17 protein-coding genes are annotated in these 16,493 nt (G+C 74.6%); 13 read left to right on the plus strand and 4 right to left on the minus strand.

Features of this window, described 5'->3' with window-relative positions; genetic code table 11:
* Positions 1-27: 27 nt before the first annotated feature.
* The 12 genes from AC1C2W_RS14990 (at position 28) to AC1C2W_RS15045 (ending at position 12,088) form a co-directional block, all read left to right on the plus strand.
* Entirely contained in the window at positions 28-834 is an 807-nt protein-coding gene (locus AC1C2W_RS14990) for an ABC transporter ATP-binding protein (RefSeq protein WP_495413594.1), read from the plus strand.
* Positions 824-1,678, plus strand: a complete 855-nt coding sequence (locus AC1C2W_RS14995) for an IclR family transcriptional regulator domain-containing protein (protein ID WP_495413532.1) — start codon at positions 824-826, stop codon at positions 1,676-1,678. Before AC1C2W_RS14990 ends, AC1C2W_RS14995 begins: the two co-directional genes overlap by 11 nt.
* A complete protein-coding gene (locus AC1C2W_RS15000) occupies positions 1,675-2,946 on the plus strand; it encodes a thiolase family protein (RefSeq protein ID WP_495390062.1) in 1,272 nt (423 codons plus the stop codon). The genes AC1C2W_RS14995 and AC1C2W_RS15000 overlap by 4 nt, the downstream gene beginning before the upstream one ends.
* Entirely contained in the window at positions 2,943-3,632 is a 690-nt protein-coding gene (locus AC1C2W_RS15005; RefSeq protein WP_495413533.1) for a 3-oxoacid CoA-transferase subunit A, read from the plus strand. The genes AC1C2W_RS15000 and AC1C2W_RS15005 overlap by 4 nt, the downstream gene beginning before the upstream one ends.
* Positions 3,629-4,285 (plus strand): 3-oxoacid CoA-transferase subunit B, encoded by a 657-nt coding sequence (locus tag AC1C2W_RS15010; protein WP_495413534.1) that lies wholly within the window; start codon positions 3,629-3,631, stop codon positions 4,283-4,285. Before AC1C2W_RS15005 ends, AC1C2W_RS15010 begins: the two co-directional genes overlap by 4 nt.
* Entirely contained in the window at positions 4,282-5,508 is a 1,227-nt protein-coding gene (locus AC1C2W_RS15015) for a 4-hydroxybenzoate 3-monooxygenase (RefSeq protein WP_495413535.1), read from the plus strand. Before AC1C2W_RS15010 ends, AC1C2W_RS15015 begins: the two co-directional genes overlap by 4 nt.
* Positions 5,505-6,320: a protocatechuate 3,4-dioxygenase subunit beta gene (gene pcaH, locus AC1C2W_RS15020; RefSeq protein WP_495390066.1), complete on the plus strand. Its 816-nt coding sequence runs from the start codon at positions 5,505-5,507 to the stop codon at positions 6,318-6,320. Before AC1C2W_RS15015 ends, pcaH begins: the two co-directional genes overlap by 4 nt.
* Positions 6,317-7,153, plus strand: coding sequence for a protocatechuate 3,4-dioxygenase subunit alpha (pcaG, locus tag AC1C2W_RS15025; protein ID WP_495413536.1), 837 nt, complete (start codon positions 6,317-6,319; stop codon positions 7,151-7,153). The genes pcaH and pcaG overlap by 4 nt, the downstream gene beginning before the upstream one ends.
* Positions 7,131-8,603 carry a lyase family protein gene (locus tag AC1C2W_RS15030; RefSeq protein ID WP_495413537.1) on the plus strand — a complete coding sequence of 491 codons (1,473 nt, stop codon included), beginning with the start codon at positions 7,131-7,133 and terminating at the stop codon, positions 8,601-8,603. Before pcaG ends, AC1C2W_RS15030 begins: the two co-directional genes overlap by 23 nt.
* Entirely contained in the window at positions 8,600-9,460 is an 861-nt protein-coding gene (locus AC1C2W_RS15035; protein ID WP_495390069.1) for an alpha/beta fold hydrolase, read from the plus strand. The genes AC1C2W_RS15030 and AC1C2W_RS15035 overlap by 4 nt, the downstream gene beginning before the upstream one ends.
* Positions 9,461-9,612: 152 nt before the next feature.
* Positions 9,613-10,002, plus strand: coding sequence for a 4-carboxymuconolactone decarboxylase (pcaC, locus tag AC1C2W_RS15040; protein ID WP_495413595.1), 390 nt, complete (start codon positions 9,613-9,615; stop codon positions 10,000-10,002).
* Positions 10,003-10,486: 484 nt separating this feature from the next.
* The gene (locus tag AC1C2W_RS15045; RefSeq protein ID WP_495413538.1) at positions 10,487-12,088 is read left to right on the plus strand and encodes an HNH endonuclease signature motif containing protein; all 1,602 of its coding nucleotides are present in this window, start codon (positions 10,487-10,489) and stop codon (positions 12,086-12,088) included.
* A 111-nt stretch (positions 12,089-12,199) separates the two neighbouring features.
* Here AC1C2W_RS15045 and AC1C2W_RS15050 read toward each other — a convergent pair whose 3' ends face one another.
* Together AC1C2W_RS15050 and AC1C2W_RS15055 are read right to left on the minus strand one after the other, a co-directional pair.
* Positions 12,200-12,877 carry a response regulator gene (locus AC1C2W_RS15050; RefSeq protein ID WP_495390071.1) on the minus strand — a complete coding sequence of 226 codons (678 nt, stop codon included), beginning with the start codon at positions 12,875-12,877 and terminating at the stop codon, positions 12,200-12,202.
* A gap of 4 nt (positions 12,878-12,881) precedes the next feature.
* Entirely contained in the window at positions 12,882-14,162 is a 1,281-nt protein-coding gene (locus AC1C2W_RS15055) for a sensor histidine kinase (protein WP_495413539.1), read from the minus strand.
* A gap of 168 nt (positions 14,163-14,330) precedes the next feature.
* Between AC1C2W_RS15055 and AC1C2W_RS15060 the strand changes: the two genes are divergently transcribed.
* Complete coding sequence (locus tag AC1C2W_RS15060; RefSeq protein WP_495413540.1) at positions 14,331-15,242, plus strand: CPBP family intramembrane glutamic endopeptidase; 912 nt, start codon at positions 14,331-14,333, stop codon at positions 15,240-15,242.
* A 7-nt stretch (positions 15,243-15,249) separates the two neighbouring features.
* Here the strand turns inward: AC1C2W_RS15060 and AC1C2W_RS15065 are convergent, their stop codons facing one another.
* Together AC1C2W_RS15065 and AC1C2W_RS15070 are read right to left on the minus strand one after the other, a co-directional pair.
* Positions 15,250-15,783 (minus strand): PH domain-containing protein, encoded by a 534-nt coding sequence (locus AC1C2W_RS15065; RefSeq protein WP_495413541.1) that lies wholly within the window; start codon positions 15,781-15,783, stop codon positions 15,250-15,252.
* Positions 15,784-15,826: 43 nt separating this feature from the next.
* Positions 15,827-16,465 carry a histidine phosphatase family protein gene (locus AC1C2W_RS15070; protein ID WP_495390075.1) on the minus strand — a complete coding sequence of 213 codons (639 nt, stop codon included), beginning with the start codon at positions 16,463-16,465 and terminating at the stop codon, positions 15,827-15,829.
* Between the last annotated feature and the right edge of the window lie 28 nt (positions 16,466-16,493).

Consider the following 16,493-nt stretch of genomic DNA (forward strand, 5'->3'; position numbering starts at 1 on the left):
TCCACCCCGTCCACCCCGTCCAGCTCGATGCTCGACGTCCGCGGCCTGAACAAGGTCTATGCCGGGCGCGGCGAGCCCGTCGAGGCGATCGCCGAACTGTCGTTCCAGGTCGACGACGGCGAGTTCGTGTGCGTGGTGGGACCGTCCGGGGCGGGCAAGACGACGCTGCTGCGCTGCCTCGCCGGGCTGATGCCGGCGACGTCGGGCGAGGTCGAGCTCGCCGGGTCGCCCGTCACCGGGCCGCCGACCGGGATGGCGGTGGTGCTGCAGGAGTACGGGCGCTCGCTGTTCCCGTGGATGACGGTGGCGCAGAACGTCGAGCTGCCGCTCAAGGAGAAGGGCGTGGCCCGCGCGGAGCGGGCGCGGCTGGTCGCCGAGGCGCTGGAGGCGGTGGGCCTCGCGGACGTGGGCCGCTCCTACCCGTGGCAGCTCTCGGGCGGCATGCAGCAGCGGGTGGCGATCGCCCGGGCCGCGGCGTACGAGCCGCAGGTGCTGCTCATGGACGAGCCGTTCGCCGCCGTCGACGCCCAGACACGCTTCGAGCTCGAGGACCTGGTGCGGGCCCTGTGGAAGCGGCTGGGGGTGACGGTCGTCTTCGTCACGCACGACATCGACGAGGCCATCTACCTCGGCGAGCGCGTACTCGTGCTCTCCGCGCGCCCGACCGTGATCCTCGAGGACGTTCGGGTGGGCCTCGGCCCCGAGCGCGACCAGCTCGAGACCCGCGGGGCCCCGGAGTTCGCGCGGCTGCGCACCCACGTCTACGAGCTGGTGCAGCAGGCGAAGCAGGGCGTGCGCTCCCTGGCGGACGCGAGGCTGACCCATGCCGGCTGAGGCCGTGGACGAGAGCGTGGACGAGAGCGTGGACGAGAGCGTGGACGAGAGCGTGGACGAGGCTGCCGGCGAGAACCCGGCCCGGTCCGGCGAGTTCGTGCAGTCCCTCGACCGCGGGCTGGCGGTGATCCGCGCGTTCGGCGCGGAGCGGCCGGCCCTCACGCTGAGCGACGTCGCCCGCGTCACCGGGCTGAGCCGGGCGTCGGCGCGGCGGTTCCTGCACACGCTCGTCGAGCTCGGGTACGTGCGCTCGAACGGACGGGAGTTCACGCTGCGGCCCGCCGTCCTCGACCTCGGCTACGCCTACCTGTCCAGCCTCACGCTGCCCGAGGTCGCTGCGCCGCACCTGGAGCAGCTGTCGCAGGAGGTCGGCGAGTCGTCGTCGGTCGCGGTGCTCGACGGCACGGACATCGTCTACGTGGCGCGCGTCGCGACGCACCGGATCATGTCGGCCGCCATCCGGGTGGGCACCCGCTTCCCGGCGTTCGCGACGTCGATGGGCCGCGCGATCCTCGCGCACGTGCCGGACGACGAGCGGGAGTCGTTCCTCGCCGCCGCGGAGCTGCCCGCGCTCACCGCCCGCACCGTGACCAGCGCCGCGGCCCTGCGCACGGAGCTGGCCCGGGTACGCGACCAGGGGTGGGCCATCGTGGACCAGGAGCTGGAGGACGGGCTGCGGTCGGTCGCGGCCCCGCTGCACGACGCGGGCGGGAATGTCGTGGCCGCCGTCAACGCCTCCGCCCCGGTGCGGCGCGGCGACGTGGCCGAGATCCGCGACGACATCGTGCCGCCGCTGCTGGCGGCGGCGAAGCGGATCGAGGACGACCTGATGAGGCTCCGGTGACACAGGACGCGTACGTGTACGACGCCGTGCGGACGCCGTTCGCCCGGTACGGCGGGGCGCTCGCGGGCGCGCGCCCCGACGACCTCGCCGGGTTCGTCGTCGGCGAGCAGGTACGCCGCGCCCCGGGCCTCGACCCGGCGGCGATCGACGACGTGATCCTCGGCAACGCGAACGGCGCGGGGGAGGAGAACCGCGACGTCGCGCGCATGGCCGTGCTGCTGGCCGGGCTACCGCTGAGCGTGCCGGGCGCCACGGTGAACCGGCTGTGCGGGTCGTCCTTGGAGGCGGCGGTGCAGGCCGCGCGGGCCGTGGAGACCGGCGACGCAGACGTCGTGGTGGCGGGTGGTGTCGAGTCGATGTCCCGCGCGCCGTGGGTGCTGCCCAAGCCCGCGCGGGCGTTCCCCGCCGGGGACGCCGCACTCGTGTCCACCACGCTGGGCTGGCGGCTCGTGAACCCGCGCATGGAGCCCGACTGGACGGTCTCCCTGGGGGAGGCCACCGAGCGGCTGCGCGAGAAGCACGGCATCTCCCGCGAGCGGCAGGACGCGTTCGCGCTGCGCAGCCAGGTTCTCGCCGCCCGCGCCTGGGAGGCCGGGCGCTACGACGACCTGGTGGCCCAGTACCCCGGGACGGACCTGCGCCGCGACGAAGCGATCCGCCCGGACACGTCCCTCGAGAAGCTGGCGGCGCTCGCCCCGTCGTTCCGTGGTTCTGCCGACGACACGGCGGACGGCACGGTGACTGCCGGCAACGCGTCCCCGCTGTCGGACGGCGCGTCGGCGGCGCTCATCGGGTCTGAGCGGGCCGCGGCGCTCACGGGCCTCGAGCCGCTCGCGCGCATCGCCGGCCGGGCGACCGTCGCCGGGGAGCCGCAGTACTTCGGGTTCGCGCCCGTCGAGGCCGTGAACCGCGCGCTGGAGCGCTCCGGGATCACCTGGGACGACGTGGGCGCCGTCGAGCTCAACGAAGCGTTCGCCGCGCAGGCGCTCGCGTGCGCCGACGCGTGGGGCATCGACGTGGAGCTCGACGACGACGGCGTGGGGATCCTCAACGCGGGGATTCTTAATGCGTGGGGCGGCGCGGTCGCCCTCGGGCACCCGCTGGGTGCGTCCGGCACACGCGTGCTCGGCACGCTGGCGCGGCGGCTGCAGGCGTCGGGCGCGCGGTGGGGTGTCGCGGCGCTGTGCATCGGCGTCGGCCAGGGCACCGCCGTCGTGCTGGAGAACGTGGCCCCGGCCGCGGGCCACGACCGGGGGGAGAGTGCATGACGCGCGTCGCGGAGACCGCGCTCGAGGCGCTGGGGGACGTGCCGGACGGCGCGACCGTGATGATCGGCGGGTTCGGCCCCGCCGGGCAGCCGGTCGAGCTCATCGAGGCGCTGCTCGCCTCGGACGCCGCAGACCTCGTCGTGGTGTCGAACAACGCCGGCAACGGCGACGACGCGCTCGCCCGGCTGGTGCGCGACGGCCGGGTGCGCCGGATCGTGTGCTCGTTCCCGCGTCAGGTGGACTCGTGGCACTTCGACGCCGCGTACCGGTCCGGGCGCATCGAGCTGGAGCTGGTGCCGCAGGGCAACCTCGCCGAGCGGATCCGGGCGGCCGGCGCGGGCATCGGCGCGTTCTTCACGCCCACCGGCTACGGCACGCCGCTCGCCGAGGGCAAGGAGACGCGGGTGCTTGACGGCTCCCCGATGGTGCTGGAGACACCGATCCGCGCCGACGTCGCGCTGGTCAAGGCGCACCGCGCGGACACGGTCGGCAACCTCGTCTACCGCCGCACGGCGCGCAACTTCGGCCCGGTGATGGCCACCGCGGCCGCGCGGACCGTCGCCCAGGTGCGCGACGTCGTGCCCGCGGGCGCGCTCGACCCGGAGGCGGTCGTGACGCCCGGCATCTACGTGGAGGCCGTCGTCGCCCTCAGGAGCGAGACCGCGATCGCGGGGGTGTCGGCATGATGGCCTCGCCTGCCACCGGCCCGCTCACCCGTGAGCAGATCGCGGCGCGCGTCGCCGCCGACATCGCGCCCGGCTCGTACGTGAACCTCGGCATCGGGCTGCCGACGCTCGTCGCCGAGCACCTGCCGGCCGGCTCGGGCATCACGCTGCACACCGAGAACGGCATGCTCGGCATGGGCCCGGCCCCCGCCCCCGAGGACGTGGACCCCGAGCTCATCAACGCGGGCAAGGTGCCGGTCACGGAGCTGAACGGGGCGTCATATTTTCACCAGGCCGACTCGTTCGCGATGATGCGCGGCGGCCACATCGACGTCTGCGTGCTCGGTGCGTTCCAGGTGTCCGTGCGCGGCGACCTGGCCAACTGGTCCACCGGTGCGCCCGACGCCGTCCCCGCCGTCGGCGGCGCCATGGATCTCGCCGTCGGCGCCCGGCGCACGGTCGTGATGATGACCCTGCTGACCAAGAACGCCGCGCCCAAGCTGGTCGAGGAGTGCACGCTGCCGCTCACGGGCGTCGGATGCGTCTCGCGGGTCTACGCGGACCGCGCGGTGCTCGACGTCGGCCCCGACGGTGCGACGGTCGTGGAGCGCTTCGGCATCGGGCACACGGAGCTCGAGGACCTGCTCGGACTGACCCTGGGGGGCGAGGCATGACCAGTCAGGTGGAGGTCGAGCGCACCCCCGTCGCGATCGTGGGCGGCGGCCCGGCGGGGCTGCTGCTGTCGCACCTGCTGCACACGTCGGGCATCGAGCACGTCGTCCTCGAGTCGCGCACCCGCGACGAGATCTACCGGACCACCCGCGCGGGCATCCTCGAGGCGAGCTCGGTGTCCACGCTGGTCGACGCCGGACTGGACCGGGTGCTGCGCGAGGGCGACCGGCACGACGGCATCGCGCTGCGGTTCGACGGCGAGAGCCACCGCATCGACCTGCACGGCCTCACCGGCAGCGCCGTCTGGCTGTACCCGCAGACGGAGGTGTTCACCGACCTCGCCGACCGCCGCGCGGCCGACGGCGGCGACGTGCGCTGGCAGGCCACGGTCACCGAGGTGCTCGACATCCATACCGACGCCCCCGGGGTGCGGTGGACCGACGCCGAGGGCCGCGAGCACGAGCTGCGGTGCGACGTGCTCGTCGGCGCCGACGGCTCGCACTCGGCCTGCCGCCACTCCCTGCCCGAGGACGTGCGCCGGCACTACGTGCACGAGTACCCGTATGCCTGGTTCGGCGTCATCGTCGAGGCGCCGCGCAGCGCCCCCGAGCTGGTGTACACGGCGTCGGAGCACGGGTTCGCGCTCATCAGCCAGCGCACCGAGACCCATCAGCGCCTGTACTTCCAGTGCGACCCGGACGAGGACCCCGCCGGGTGGGGCGACGACCGCATCTGGGCCGAGCTGCAGCGCCGGGTCGCCGGCCCGGACGGCTTCCGCCTCGCCGAGGGTCCCGTCCAGGAGCGCTCGGTGCTGCGGTTCCGGTCGTCCGTCGTCGAGCCGGTGCGGCACGGCCGCCTGCTGCTCGCCGGCGACGCCGCGCACACCGTGCCGCCCACCGGCGCCAAGGGGCTCAACCTCGCGCTCGCCGACGTCGTCGTGCTGCACGACGTACTCAGCCGGTGGCTGTCCCGCTCGGGCGGCGCGGCGAGGGACGACGCCCTGCTCGACGAGTACGGCCGCCGCGTGTCCGAGCGCGTCTGGCGGGCACAGCACTTCTCCGCGTGGATGAGCCGGATGCTGCACACGCACCCCGGCGAGTCCGGCTTCGAGCACCGGCGCCGGCTCGCCGAGCTGCGCACGCTCGTCGCGTCGGACGCCGGGCGACGCCTCCTCGCCGAGGGGTACACCGGCTGGGGACAGATCATGACCGAAGGAGCGATGTGAGCGAGAGCCAGACCGACCTGTCCACCGAGATCCGCGCGAGCCACCAGGAGTATCGGGACGCCCGCGCCGAGCCCCGTACAGCCGAGCCCCGTGCTGACGGCGCGCCCGAGGAGACCGGGCCGCGTCGCGACTTCGCGCCGTACCGCAGCTCGCTGCTGCGGCACCCCACCAAGGACCTGCGGCACGCCGACCCGGAGACGATCGAGCTGCTCTCGCCCGTCTTCGGCGAGCGCGACATCGGCCCCCTCGAGGCCGACCTCACCGCGGCGCACAGCGGCGAGCCGATCGGCGAGCGCATGGTCGTCGCGGGCCGCGTGCTCGACGGCGCGGGCAGGCCCGTGCGCCGCCAGCTCGTCGAGATCTGGCAGGCCAACGCGGGCGGGCGCTACATCCACAAGCGCGACCAGCACCCCGCTCCGATCGACCCGAACTTCACGGGCGTGGGCCGCGCCCTCACCGACGACGACGGCTGGTACCGCTTCACCACCATCAAACCGGGCCCGTACCCGTGGAAGAACCACGTGAACGCCTGGCGGCCCGCGCACATCCACTTCTCCCTGTTCGGCACGGACTTCACGCAGCGCACCGTGACGCAGATGTACTTCCCGGGCGACCCGCTGTTCGCCCTCGACCCCATCTACCAGTCGATCCGTGACCCGCAGGCCCGCGATCGGCTCGTCGCCGTCTACGACCACGCGCTCACGTCGCACGAGTGGTCCACCGGCTATCGGTGGGACATCGTGCTGTCCGGGGCGGGGCGCACCTGGACCGAGCCAGGGGACGACGACGACGAGGCCGGAGGACGACCATGAGTGACGAGACGCGATCCGGCCGCGCGCGGAGCACGACGGGCATGCCGCAGCTGCGCCCGACCCCCGGCCAGACCGTGGGCCCGTTCTTCGGCTTCGCGCTGCCGTACGAGCACGGCCACGAGCTGGTCGAGCCCGGCACTCCCGGCGCGGTGCGGCTGCACGGGCGGGTGCTCGACGGCGCAGGTCGACCCGTGCCCGACGCCATGCTGGAGATCTGGCACGCCGACCCGAGCGGTGCCGTCGTGCGGCGCAGCGGCTCCGTGCTGCGCGACGGCACGTTCACCGGCTGGGGCCGCGCCGCCACCGACCGCGAGGGCGGGTACTGGTTCCGCACGCTCGAGCCCGGCCCGACCGCGCCCGACCACGCCGCCGTCATCGCCATGGCCGTCTTCGCCCGCGGCCTCACCGACCGGCTGTTCACGCGGATCTACCTGCCCGGCGACTCCCCGGAAGCCGCCGCGTCGCTCGCGGCCGACCCGTTCCTCGCCGGGCTGGAGCCGGACCGTCGTGCGACGCTCGTCGCGACGCACGAGCCCGACGGCTCGTTGCGGCACGACATCCGGCTGCAGGGGGAGGGGGAGACGGTGTTCCTCGACATCTCTTCCGACACCAGCTCCCGCCGGGGCACGGGTCACGACGTGCCCGAGCCCGTGCCCGACCACGTGCACGGCGTCGTCCGCGGCGTCGCGCCCGGCCCGCCGTCGGACCCGCTCGACCTGCGTGACCCGAGCGGCGCGGCGCTGAACGGGGTGCCTTCCGCTCCGCCGGTCGAGCCTGTCGAAACCAGGTCTCGACAGGCTCAGGATCCACGTGTCGGGACCCCCCGTGCCTGACGTCGGCCTGCTCACCCCGGGCGCGGACCTCGGCCGGGGGTCGCCAGCCGCCGTCACCGACGACGTCGCGGTGCTGCGGGCGATGCTCGCCGCCGAGGCGGCGTGGGTGCGAGCCCAGGTGCGCTGCGGTGTCGTCCCGGCTGCGGTGGGGACCGTCGTCGACCGGGCGGTCGTCGCCCTGGCCGCCGACGACGCCGCCGCGCTCGCGCTGGCGACCGACGTCGCGCGGGACGCGGCCGCGGGCGGCAACCCCGTCATCCCGCTGCTCGCCCGGCTGCGCGCCGCCGTCGAGGCCGGGTGCGGCGCGGCGGTGCAGAGCGGGACGCCGGTGGCGCAGGTCGTCGGGGCGGTGCACGCCGGGCTCACGTCGCAGGACGTGCTCGACACCGCGCTCGTCGTCGTGCTGCGCGACGCCGCGCGCGCCACCGACGCGGGGCTCGGGCGTGCCGTCGACGCGGCGGCGGGGCTCGCGCGTCGGTACCGCGACGTCCCAGCCCTGGCCCGGACGCTCACCCAGCCCGCCGTGCCCACGACGCTCGGCGCCCGCGGTGCCGGCTGGCTGCAGGCCGTGGCAGAGGCCCGCGAGCGGCTCGCCGCCGCCGCCCGCGCGCTGCCGCTCGCATACGGCGGCGCGGCGGGAACACTTGCGGGCACCGTGGCGCTCGTCGAGCCTGTGTCGTCGGTCGAGCCTGTGTCGCCGGTCGAGCCTGTCGAGACCACGCCGCCGCTCGAGCCTGTCGAGACCACGTCGCTGCTCGAGCCGGTTTCGTCGGTCGAGCCTGTCGAGACCACGCCGCAGCTCGAGCCCGCCGCGTCCCGGGCCGCCGAGCTCGTCGACGCGTGGGCCGCGGAGCTGGGCCTGCCCGTCACCGCAGGACCCTGGCACGTGACGCGCTTCCCGATGGTCCGCGTGTCCGACGCCCTCGCCGAGGTGTGCGCCGCGCTGGGGACGGTCGCGGCCGACATCCTGGTCGGCTCCCGCGCCGAGGTGGGCGAGCTGCGCGAGCCGGCCGCGCCTGGCCGGGGCACGTCGACGGCCATGGCGCACAAGCGCAACCCGGTGCTGTCAGTGCTGGTGCGCCGGTCGGCGCTCGCGGCCCCGTTGCTGGCGGCGCAGGTCGTCGGCAGTTCCGGCCAGGCCGTGGACGAGCGGCCCGACGGCGCCTGGCACGCCGAGTGGCCCGCGCTGCAGCAGCTCGCCCGGCACGCCGTGGCGGCGTCGCACGCCGCGGCCGAGCTGCTCGCGGGCCTCGAGGTGGACCTGGACGCCGTCGCTCGAAATCTGCGGGAGTACCTGCCCGGTGGCCGGGACGACGACGGTCCCGGGGACGCGGGCACGAGCGCGGGCGAGGATGGGCCCGGCTGGGACGTCGGGGCGGCGACCGCCGTCGTCGACCGGGTGCTCGCCCGGTACGGGGGCACTGCAGGTGCGGGTGGAGGCGACGAGTGACCCGGCCCGAGCTGGGCGCGGTCGCCCTCGCGCTGCGCGACGCGACCCGGCCGCTGCTGGTACTCGGCCCGTCGCTGGGTACGTCGGTGTCGGCGGTGTGGCACGACGTCGTGCCGCTGCTGGACGACCAGCTGGATCTGCTCGGGTGGGACCTGCCCGGCCACGGCACGTCGCCCGCGGTGGCGCCGGGGTCGCTCGGGGACGTGGCTCTTGGGGACGTGGCCCTTGGGGGCCTGGCGCTCGGGAACCTGACGATCGAGGACCTGGCCGCCGAGGTACTGGCGCTCGTCGACCGGGCGCAGGCCGAGCGCGGCGACCCGGGCTCGCCGTTCTGGTACGCGGGCGTCTCGGCGGGCGCGGCGGTGGGCCAGCAGCTGCTGCTCGACGCGCCCGAGCGGGTGCGCGGGGCGCTGCTGTGCTGCACCGCGGCCCGGTTTGGTGAGCCCGGGCCCTGGCACGACCGGGGGGAGCTGGTGGCAGCGGCAGGCACGCCGACGCAGGTCTCCGCCGCCGCGGGGCGCTGGTTCGCGCCGGGTTTCCTCGAGCGCGAGCCCGAGGTGGGCACGCGGCTGCTCGCGTCGCTGCAGTCCGCGGACCGGTTCGGCTACGCCGCCGTGTGCGGGGCGCTGGCCCGGTTCGACGTGCGCGACCGGCTCGCCGAGATCGGCACGCCGGTGCTCGCCGTCGCGGGTGCCGACGACCCGGCGACGCCGCCCGACGTCGTCGCGGAGGTGGCGGAGGGGGTGCGCCACGGGAGGCTCGTCGTGATCCACGAGGCGGCGCACCTCGCGCCCGCCGAGTGGCCCGGCCGCACCGCGACCTTGGTGCGCGAGCTCATGGCCGAGGGGACGCAGTGATGAGGCAGGACGACGGTCGGCGGGACGGCGACGTGGCGCGGCGCGAGGGCCCGCGGGACGACGATCCGGCGGCGAACGACGATCCGGCGGCGAACGACGATCCGGCGGCGAACGACGATCCGGCGGCGAACGACGATCCGAGGGGCGACGGCTTGGCGGCGAACGACGATCCGCGGCATGCTGCCGGGATGACGGCGCGGCGAGCGGTCCTGGGCGACGCGCACGTGGACCGGGCGGTGGTCGGGACGACGTCGTTCACGGCCGACTTCCAAGACCTGATCACCCGCTACGCGTGGGGGGAGATCTGGACGCGCCCCGGGCTCGACCGACGCAGTCGCTCGATGATCACACTGACCGCGCTCGTGGCGGGCGGGCACGAGAACGAGCTGGCGATGCACGTGCGGGCGGCCGTCCGCAACGGGCTCACGGTGGACGAGATCGGCGAGGTCCTGCTGCAGACCGCCGTCTACTGCTCCGTGCCGAGCGCGAACAGCGCGTTCGCGGTGGCCGAGCGCGTACTGCGCGAGGACGGCCTGATCTGACCGTCAACAGCCCGCGGATCTGCCCTTGTGGGGTGGGTGTCGAACGGCTACGCTCGAACACATGTTCGAAGACGACGAAGTGGCAGCGTCCGCCCACGCGGCCGGTAGCCGTCGTTCTCGGGCACACGGCTCCGGCGCGACCCGTGCCCCGGTCGCGCCGGAGCCGAACACGTCGCGCGTACCGTCCGTCACGGCGGTAGGCGCGTCGCTCGTCGAACTCGCGCTCACTGGCGTGGGTGCACGTGCAGGCGCAGGCGTCGCAGGCGTGGCCGAGGGCGATCGCACGGAGCGCCGTGGTGCCGGAGCGACGGATCTCCGCTGGGCGCCGGTCGCCGTCAGGTGGCACACGGTGGGCCACGGCCGTGACGACGCCGGCGGTGACCAGGTCGGCGAAGCGGCCCGCGACCGGGTCGCGGAGGCCGTCCGTGACCGGGCGCGCAGCGGCCAGCACGGTGATCGCGGTCAGGGTAGGCAGAGTGTCGCGGTGTCGGCGCGTCCCGCTGCGGACGTGCCTGGCGCGACGCCGCGCGACCGCGCTGCCGCGCTGGGCGCGCTGGCGCGCGATGGTGCTGCCGCGCCGGGCGTGGTCGAGACCGGCCGCCCGCTGCTGGCGCTGCTGGACGCGGCGCTCCCCGGCCCGGACCTCGCGAGGACGCTGGCGTCGCTGAGCGAGGCGGACCTGGACGACTTCACGATCCTGGAGGTGCTCGCCGCCTGGGAGCGGATCTCCGCGTGGGCGCAGGCGGGATCGGCGCGCGTGCTCGCCGAGATGCTGGAGCGCACCCGCGGGTCGTCGCGGCACGAGTTCGTGGCCGACGCGGTGGCGGCGCGGCTCGGCCTGACCCGGCACGCGGGCGCGCAGCTCGTCACGGTGGCGCACGGGACGGCGCGGCTGCCGGAGGTGGCGGATGCCCTCGCGGCGGGCGTCGTCGACCGGCGCAAGGCCGAGGTCCTGGTCTCCACCGGGCGGCTCCCCGACGACCGGCGCCGTGAGGCGATCGCCACGGTGCTGCCCGACGCCGAGCACCTCACCGCCCCGCAGCTCCGGGAGCGGATGCGCCGCGCCGAGATCGCGACGGATCCGGAGGGCGCAAACGAGCGGCACCGCGCGGCGCGCGCCGAACGGTTCGTCCGGCTCGAGCCCGTGGACGACGCGATGGCGTACCTCACCGCCTACCTGCCCGCGGACGACGCCGCCCGCGTGTTCGCCACCGTCGACGACGTCGCCCTGGCGATGCGCCGGGCGCCGGGGGAGGAGCGACGGCTGGACGAGTGCCGGGCCGATGCGCTGGTCGGGCTCGTCAGCGGGCGCCTCGGCTCAGTGGGGGTGGGCCCGACCGGTGCAGGCACAACGGGCGGCGGGGTCACGATGGGCGGTGGGGCGACCGCGTGCGGTGCGTCCATTGCGGGCTGTGGGGCCACCGCGGGTGAAGAGAGCGGCGGCGCCGGGGTTGCGGCCGGGCGACCTCGCGGATCGCGCCGCGGCGCCGTGCGGGTGACGGTGGCGGCGTCGACCTTGCTGGGCTCGGACGACCTGCCGGCGATCCTCGCGGGTCACGGGCCGATCCCGGCCCCGATGGCGCGGGCGCTGGCCAGCGACCCGGACACCGTGTGGCAGCGCATCTTCACCGACCCGGCGAGCGGCGTGCTGACTGACGTGTCGTCGCGGTCGTACCGCCCGAGCGAGGCGCTGCGCGCGGCCGTCGTCGCGCGGGACGTCACGTGTACGTTCCCGGGCTGCCGGGTGCCCGCGGCATCCTCCGACCTCGATCATGTCGACCCATTCGACCCGACTGCCGAAGGGCCACAGACGCACGGTGCCAACCTGCACGCCCTGTGCCGCACGCACCATCGGGCCAAGACCAGCGGCGGCTGGCGGGTCGACCGTGACTCCGCGTCCGGCATGACCCGCTGGACTGCGCCGACGGGGCACCGGCACGACCGGCCGCCCGCGGTCCACGGGCCACCTGACCAGATCCCGCGCGACCAGATCCCGCCCGACCAGATCCCGCCCGACCAGATCCCAACCGCCGGACGTCCCGACGCGGTCGACGGCGCTGACGAGGGCACGTCGCCGCCGTTCTGAGCAGGCCGCGAGTTTCTGAGCAGGCCATGTTCTGATCAGGCCAATGATCAGGCCATGTTTTGAGCAGGCAATGTTTTGAGCAGGCCACGAGTGCTGCGGCACGGCAATGCGCTACCGGGTTCCCCCGGGCGCCACGAGGCCCGACTCATAGGCCATGACCACTGCCTGCGTCCGGTTGGTCGCACGGAGCTTGGTCAGGACGTTCCCCACGTGGGTCTTCACGGTCTCCACGGTCACGTACAACCGAGCGCCGATGTCCTGGTTGGACAGCCCGCCCGCCATGAGTCGCAGCACGTCCAGCTCCCTTGTCGTCAACGTCCCCTCCGGAATGATCCCCGTCGTGGTGGGGCGGGCCTGCGCCAGACGGCGGACTGCCTCGGGAAACAACAGGCTGTCCCCGGAGGCCACGAGCCGCAGGGCCGCCGCGATCCGCTCCGCCGGCGCCCGCTTCAGCAGGAACCCGTCCGCGCCCGCGCGCAGCGCGTCGTAGACGTACTCGTCGTTCTCGAACGTCGTCACCACGACGACCTTCGGCGGCTCCGGCGCGTCCTGGTACAGCGCCGCCTCGCGCAGCGCGGCATCACGAAGCGCGACTGTCGCCGCGATCCCGTCCATCACCGGCATCCGCACGTCCATCAGGACCACGTCCGGGCGGAGCTCCAGAACCGACGGCACGACTTCCGCGCCGTCCGCGGCCTCCCCCACCACCTCGATGTCGGGCTCCAACGACAACAGCGCCCGCAACCCCCTCCGAGTGAGCTCCTCGTCGTCCACGATCAGCACGCGCACGCCCTCACCCCCGCCCCGTCGACAGGGGCAGGCAGGCCGACAAGCGCCACTCCGGTCCGTCCGGGCCGTCGGCCGGGCGGAAGCTCACCACTCCCCGCAGAGTGCGCACACGGTCCGCCACGCCGGGCAACCCGTGCCCGCCTCCGTGCCGCGCGTGCTCCTGCCGCCCCGCCCCGGAGTGTCCGGGCCGGCCGGCCCGTGCCGGTATCGGGTTCGCCACCTCGATCTCCAGCTGCCCGCCCGACGCGGCGGCCGTCACTCGGACCGTCACCCGAACCGGTGCCCCTCTCGCGTGACGCATCGCGTTCGTCAGCCCTTCCTGGACGATCCGGTACGCCTCTTTCGAGACCGTCGCCGGGATGGACACCTCGTCGGGCTCGAGCTCGGCCCGCACTGCTGTCCCGGTCCGCCGCACGTGGTCGAGGAGCTCCGGGAGGTCGGCGAGCGTCCTCTGCGGGCGACGCGGAGAGGCTGATTCGTCTCGCAGCAGCCCGAGCGCGTGATCAAGGTCCTCCAGGGCCACCCGTGAGGTGTGCTCGATGCTCGCCATCGCGGCCTTCGCCGCGTCCGGCTCGATGTCTACCAGGCGCCCGGCCACGGCCGCCTGGATCGTCGACGCGGTCAGGGTGTGCCCGATCGAGTCGTGCAGCTCCCGCGCCAGGCGGTTGCGGTCGGCGAGCACCGCCGCGCGCTGCTCGGCCGCGGTGACGAGGTCGTCTTGGCGCGGGCCGAGGAGCAGCGGCGCGCAGGCTCGGAGCGCCGCACCGAGGACGGCGGTCGCGGCGGCGCCGAGGAGGCCGCAGCACAACGCCAGCACGACCGTCCACGCGCCGGCCGGCCCCGTCGGGACGGTCACCTGCCAGCGGAGGAGCGCCATGCTTCCGCCCCCGTCGAGCCACACGAGGAGGGGCGTGGCAGCGGTGAGTCCGAGCAGAAAGCACACCCCGCAGGCGAGGCAGGCGGCGACAGCGTGCACGAGGGCCCACACGCCCGTCCCCACCTGCCGGCCGCCGGCCCGCCGGACTGCGCTCAGGCTCGTGCCGAGCAGCCGGTCGGTGAGGCGGACATAGCCCTCGTGCACGATCGGGATCAGGCCGAGGGCGACGACCAGGACCGCCCAGGCGCCCGCGAAGACGAGGAGGCGGCCGGTCGGAGGCAGCCGGGCTGCGAGCGCGGCGACGAGGGCGAACGGAGTCGGCAGCACGGCGGGCGCGAGGCCGCCGACGGTGTAGCCCGCGGCGCGGAGTGCGTCGGGCCCGAAGAGGCGGTGGATGAGGGACGGCACGCGCCAAGTCTCGCGGTCGACCACCGGCGGTACCTCCCCCAGGGGAGGGAGGTGCGGCCCCCCTCGTTCGGGCGAAGAAACTTCGCTCCCGCTCGGGATTCCCGGCGCGCCCGTCGACGCGACGATCGATCCCACCAGCCTCCTCTCCAGAAAGGACCGAGTCGCCCCATGCCCTCGCCCCCTCGCTCTTCCTCCCGGACCCGCGGACTCGTCTGGTTCCTGGTGCTCGCCTTCGTCCCGGCATGGGGGTACGTGCTCGTCGCACGGCTCGTCCTGGGCTGGTCCGTGGTGGACCCGCTCGTCCAGCTCCCGTTCGCCTTCGCCCCGGCCGTGGCGGCCGTCGTCGTGAGGCGGTGGATCACTCGCGAGGGCTTCGCCGACGCCGGGCTCGGGCCGCGGTGGCGCACGGCCTGGCCGCATTACCTGATCGCCTGGTGGGGGCCGCTCGCGCTCACCGCCGGGACCCTGGCCACCGCCGCGGTGCTCGGCCTCTGGGCCCCGTCGTCGAGCATGTTCGACGGGAGCGGCACCCCCTGGTGGGTGACGGTCGTGGGCCTTCAGGCGCTCGTCCTCGTCCTCACCCCGCTGTACTGCGGCGAGGAGTTCGGCTGGACCTCGTACCTGCGGCTGCGGCTGGTGCCGCACCGGCCCTGGGCGTCCACGCTGCTGACCGGACTGATCTGGGCGGTGTGGCACTACCCGTTGGCGTTCCTCGGGTACATCGAGTTCTCGCACGTGCTCCTGGGCCTGGCGGTGTGGACGGCCTCCTTCGTGCTCCAGGAGATCCTGCTGACCTGGCTGCGCCTGCGTTCGGGGACGGTCTGGACGTCGAGCCTCGCCCACGCGGGCAACAACATGGTGCTGTCCTTGCTGACCGCGACGACCCTGACCGCGGGCGAGGGCGGTTCGCTGGACGGCATCGTCGTCATCGCGCTGACCATGGTCCCGATGGGCGCGGCCTGCGCCTGGATCATGCTGGCTCGCCCGCGGTACGGGGGACGAGGGCAGAACGGGTGGCGCCGCGTGTACCGCCCGGACGACTCGGCGGACGGGGCGCTCGTCGAGACCACGGGCGGCTAGGGCTAGCTCAGCGCCGGCGGCCGCGCGACGGCTCGGCGGGCGGCCACTCGCCGTCGTCTGAGCCGTCGTCGGCAGCGTGCAGCAGTTCCTGCAGCTGGACGTGCACCTGCTCGACGTGCGGCACGTCGCGCAGCACCATGCCCGCCTTCTCGGTGGCGTCGGAGACCTGCAGGGTGCCGCAGCCGAGCAGCCGGTCCACGAGGTCCTTCTCGAGCGCGATGTCGTTGATCCGGTACAGCGGGATGTCGCGGCCCACGCGCGTGACGATCCCGGACCGCATGGCGATGCGCTTGGTGGTGACGGTCCACGACGTGGTGCGCCACTTCAGCCACGGCACGAACACCCACACGATCGCGACGACGGCGAGCAGGCCGAGCACGATCCAGCGGGCAAGGTCGTTGACCGGGACGACGAACGAGAACGCCGCGGCGACCAGCAGGAGCACCAGGAGCAGGAACGGCCAGATCAGGGCCTTCGCGTGCTCGTGCAGTTCCAGGACGACGTGCTCGCCGTCGATGAGGTGGTCCTCGTTCAGCGCCATGCCGGACATGGTGCCAGAACCGCGCCGGCCGGTGGCACGCCGGTCAGACGTGCGGCGGCAGGTTCCAGCCCTCGATGGTCCGCAGGGCATGCCCGTAGCCGAGCTGGCAGATCGCCGCGGTGCCGAGCTCGAGCCGGGACCCGAAGCGGGGGTCGATGCCGAGCCACGCCGTGGCCAGCACCCGCAGCAGGTGCCCGTGGGCCACGGCCAGGACGTTGCCGCCGTCGCTCAGGGTGGCGTCGGCGCGCTCGACGAAGCGCCGTGCGCGGGCGGCCACGTCCTCGAGCAGCTCGCCCTCGCGGCCCTCGCCGTACTCCGGGTCGGGCGGCAGCAGGTGCACGCCGTCGTCGAAGATCTGGAAGTCGTGGCCGACGAGGTCGGAGACGTCTGCGCTGGAGCGGCCGTCGACGGGTCCGTAGTCCCACTCGGCGAGGTCGGGGTCGACGGTGGCGTCCGGGTGCCCCGCGAGCTCGGCGGTGCGCCGAGCGCGCTCCAGCGGTGACGTGTACACGACGGTGAAGGGGATGCCGGCGAGCGCGCGGCCGGCCGTGCGGGCCTGCTCCTCGCCCGCCGGCGTGAGCGGGATGTCGGTGCGGCCGGTGTGCTGGCCGCTCGCGCTCCACTCCGTCTCGCCGTGGCGCAGCAGCACCAGCTGGGGGTCCTTGCTCGGCACGAGGGCCATGGTCCGAGCATCGCGCAGCGTCTCCGGC

This window comes from Isoptericola sp. Y581 (assembly GCF_059445475.1).

What these genes read in the sequence shown, in the direction of transcription:
- AC1C2W_RS14990 (WP_495413594.1), top strand. Translation starts at nt 28, where the DNA reads ATGCTCGACGTCCGCGGCCTGAACAAGGTCTATGCCGGGCGCGGCGAG.
- AC1C2W_RS14995 (WP_495413532.1), top strand. Translation starts at nt 824, where the DNA reads ATGCCGGCTGAGGCCGTGGACGAGAGCGTGGACGAGAGCGTGGACGAG.
- AC1C2W_RS15005 (WP_495413533.1), top strand. Translation starts at nt 2,943, where the DNA reads ATGACGCGCGTCGCGGAGACCGCGCTCGAGGCGCTGGGGGACGTGCCG.
- AC1C2W_RS15010 (WP_495413534.1), top strand. Translation starts at nt 3,629, where the DNA reads ATGATGGCCTCGCCTGCCACCGGCCCGCTCACCCGTGAGCAGATCGCG.
- AC1C2W_RS15015 (WP_495413535.1), top strand. Translation starts at nt 4,282, where the DNA reads ATGACCAGTCAGGTGGAGGTCGAGCGCACCCCCGTCGCGATCGTGGGC.
- pcaG (WP_495413536.1), top strand. Translation starts at nt 6,317, where the DNA reads ATGAGTGACGAGACGCGATCCGGCCGCGCGCGGAGCACGACGGGCATG.
- AC1C2W_RS15060 (WP_495413540.1), top strand. Translation starts at nt 14,331, where the DNA reads ATGCCCTCGCCCCCTCGCTCTTCCTCCCGGACCCGCGGACTCGTCTGG.
- AC1C2W_RS15065 (WP_495413541.1), bottom strand. Translation starts at nt 15,783, where the DNA reads ATGGCGCTGAACGAGGACCACCTCATCGACGGCGAGCACGTCGTCCTG.
- AC1C2W_RS15070 (WP_495390075.1), bottom strand. Translation starts at nt 16,465, where the DNA reads ATGGCCCTCGTGCCGAGCAAGGACCCCCAGCTGGTGCTGCTGCGCCAC.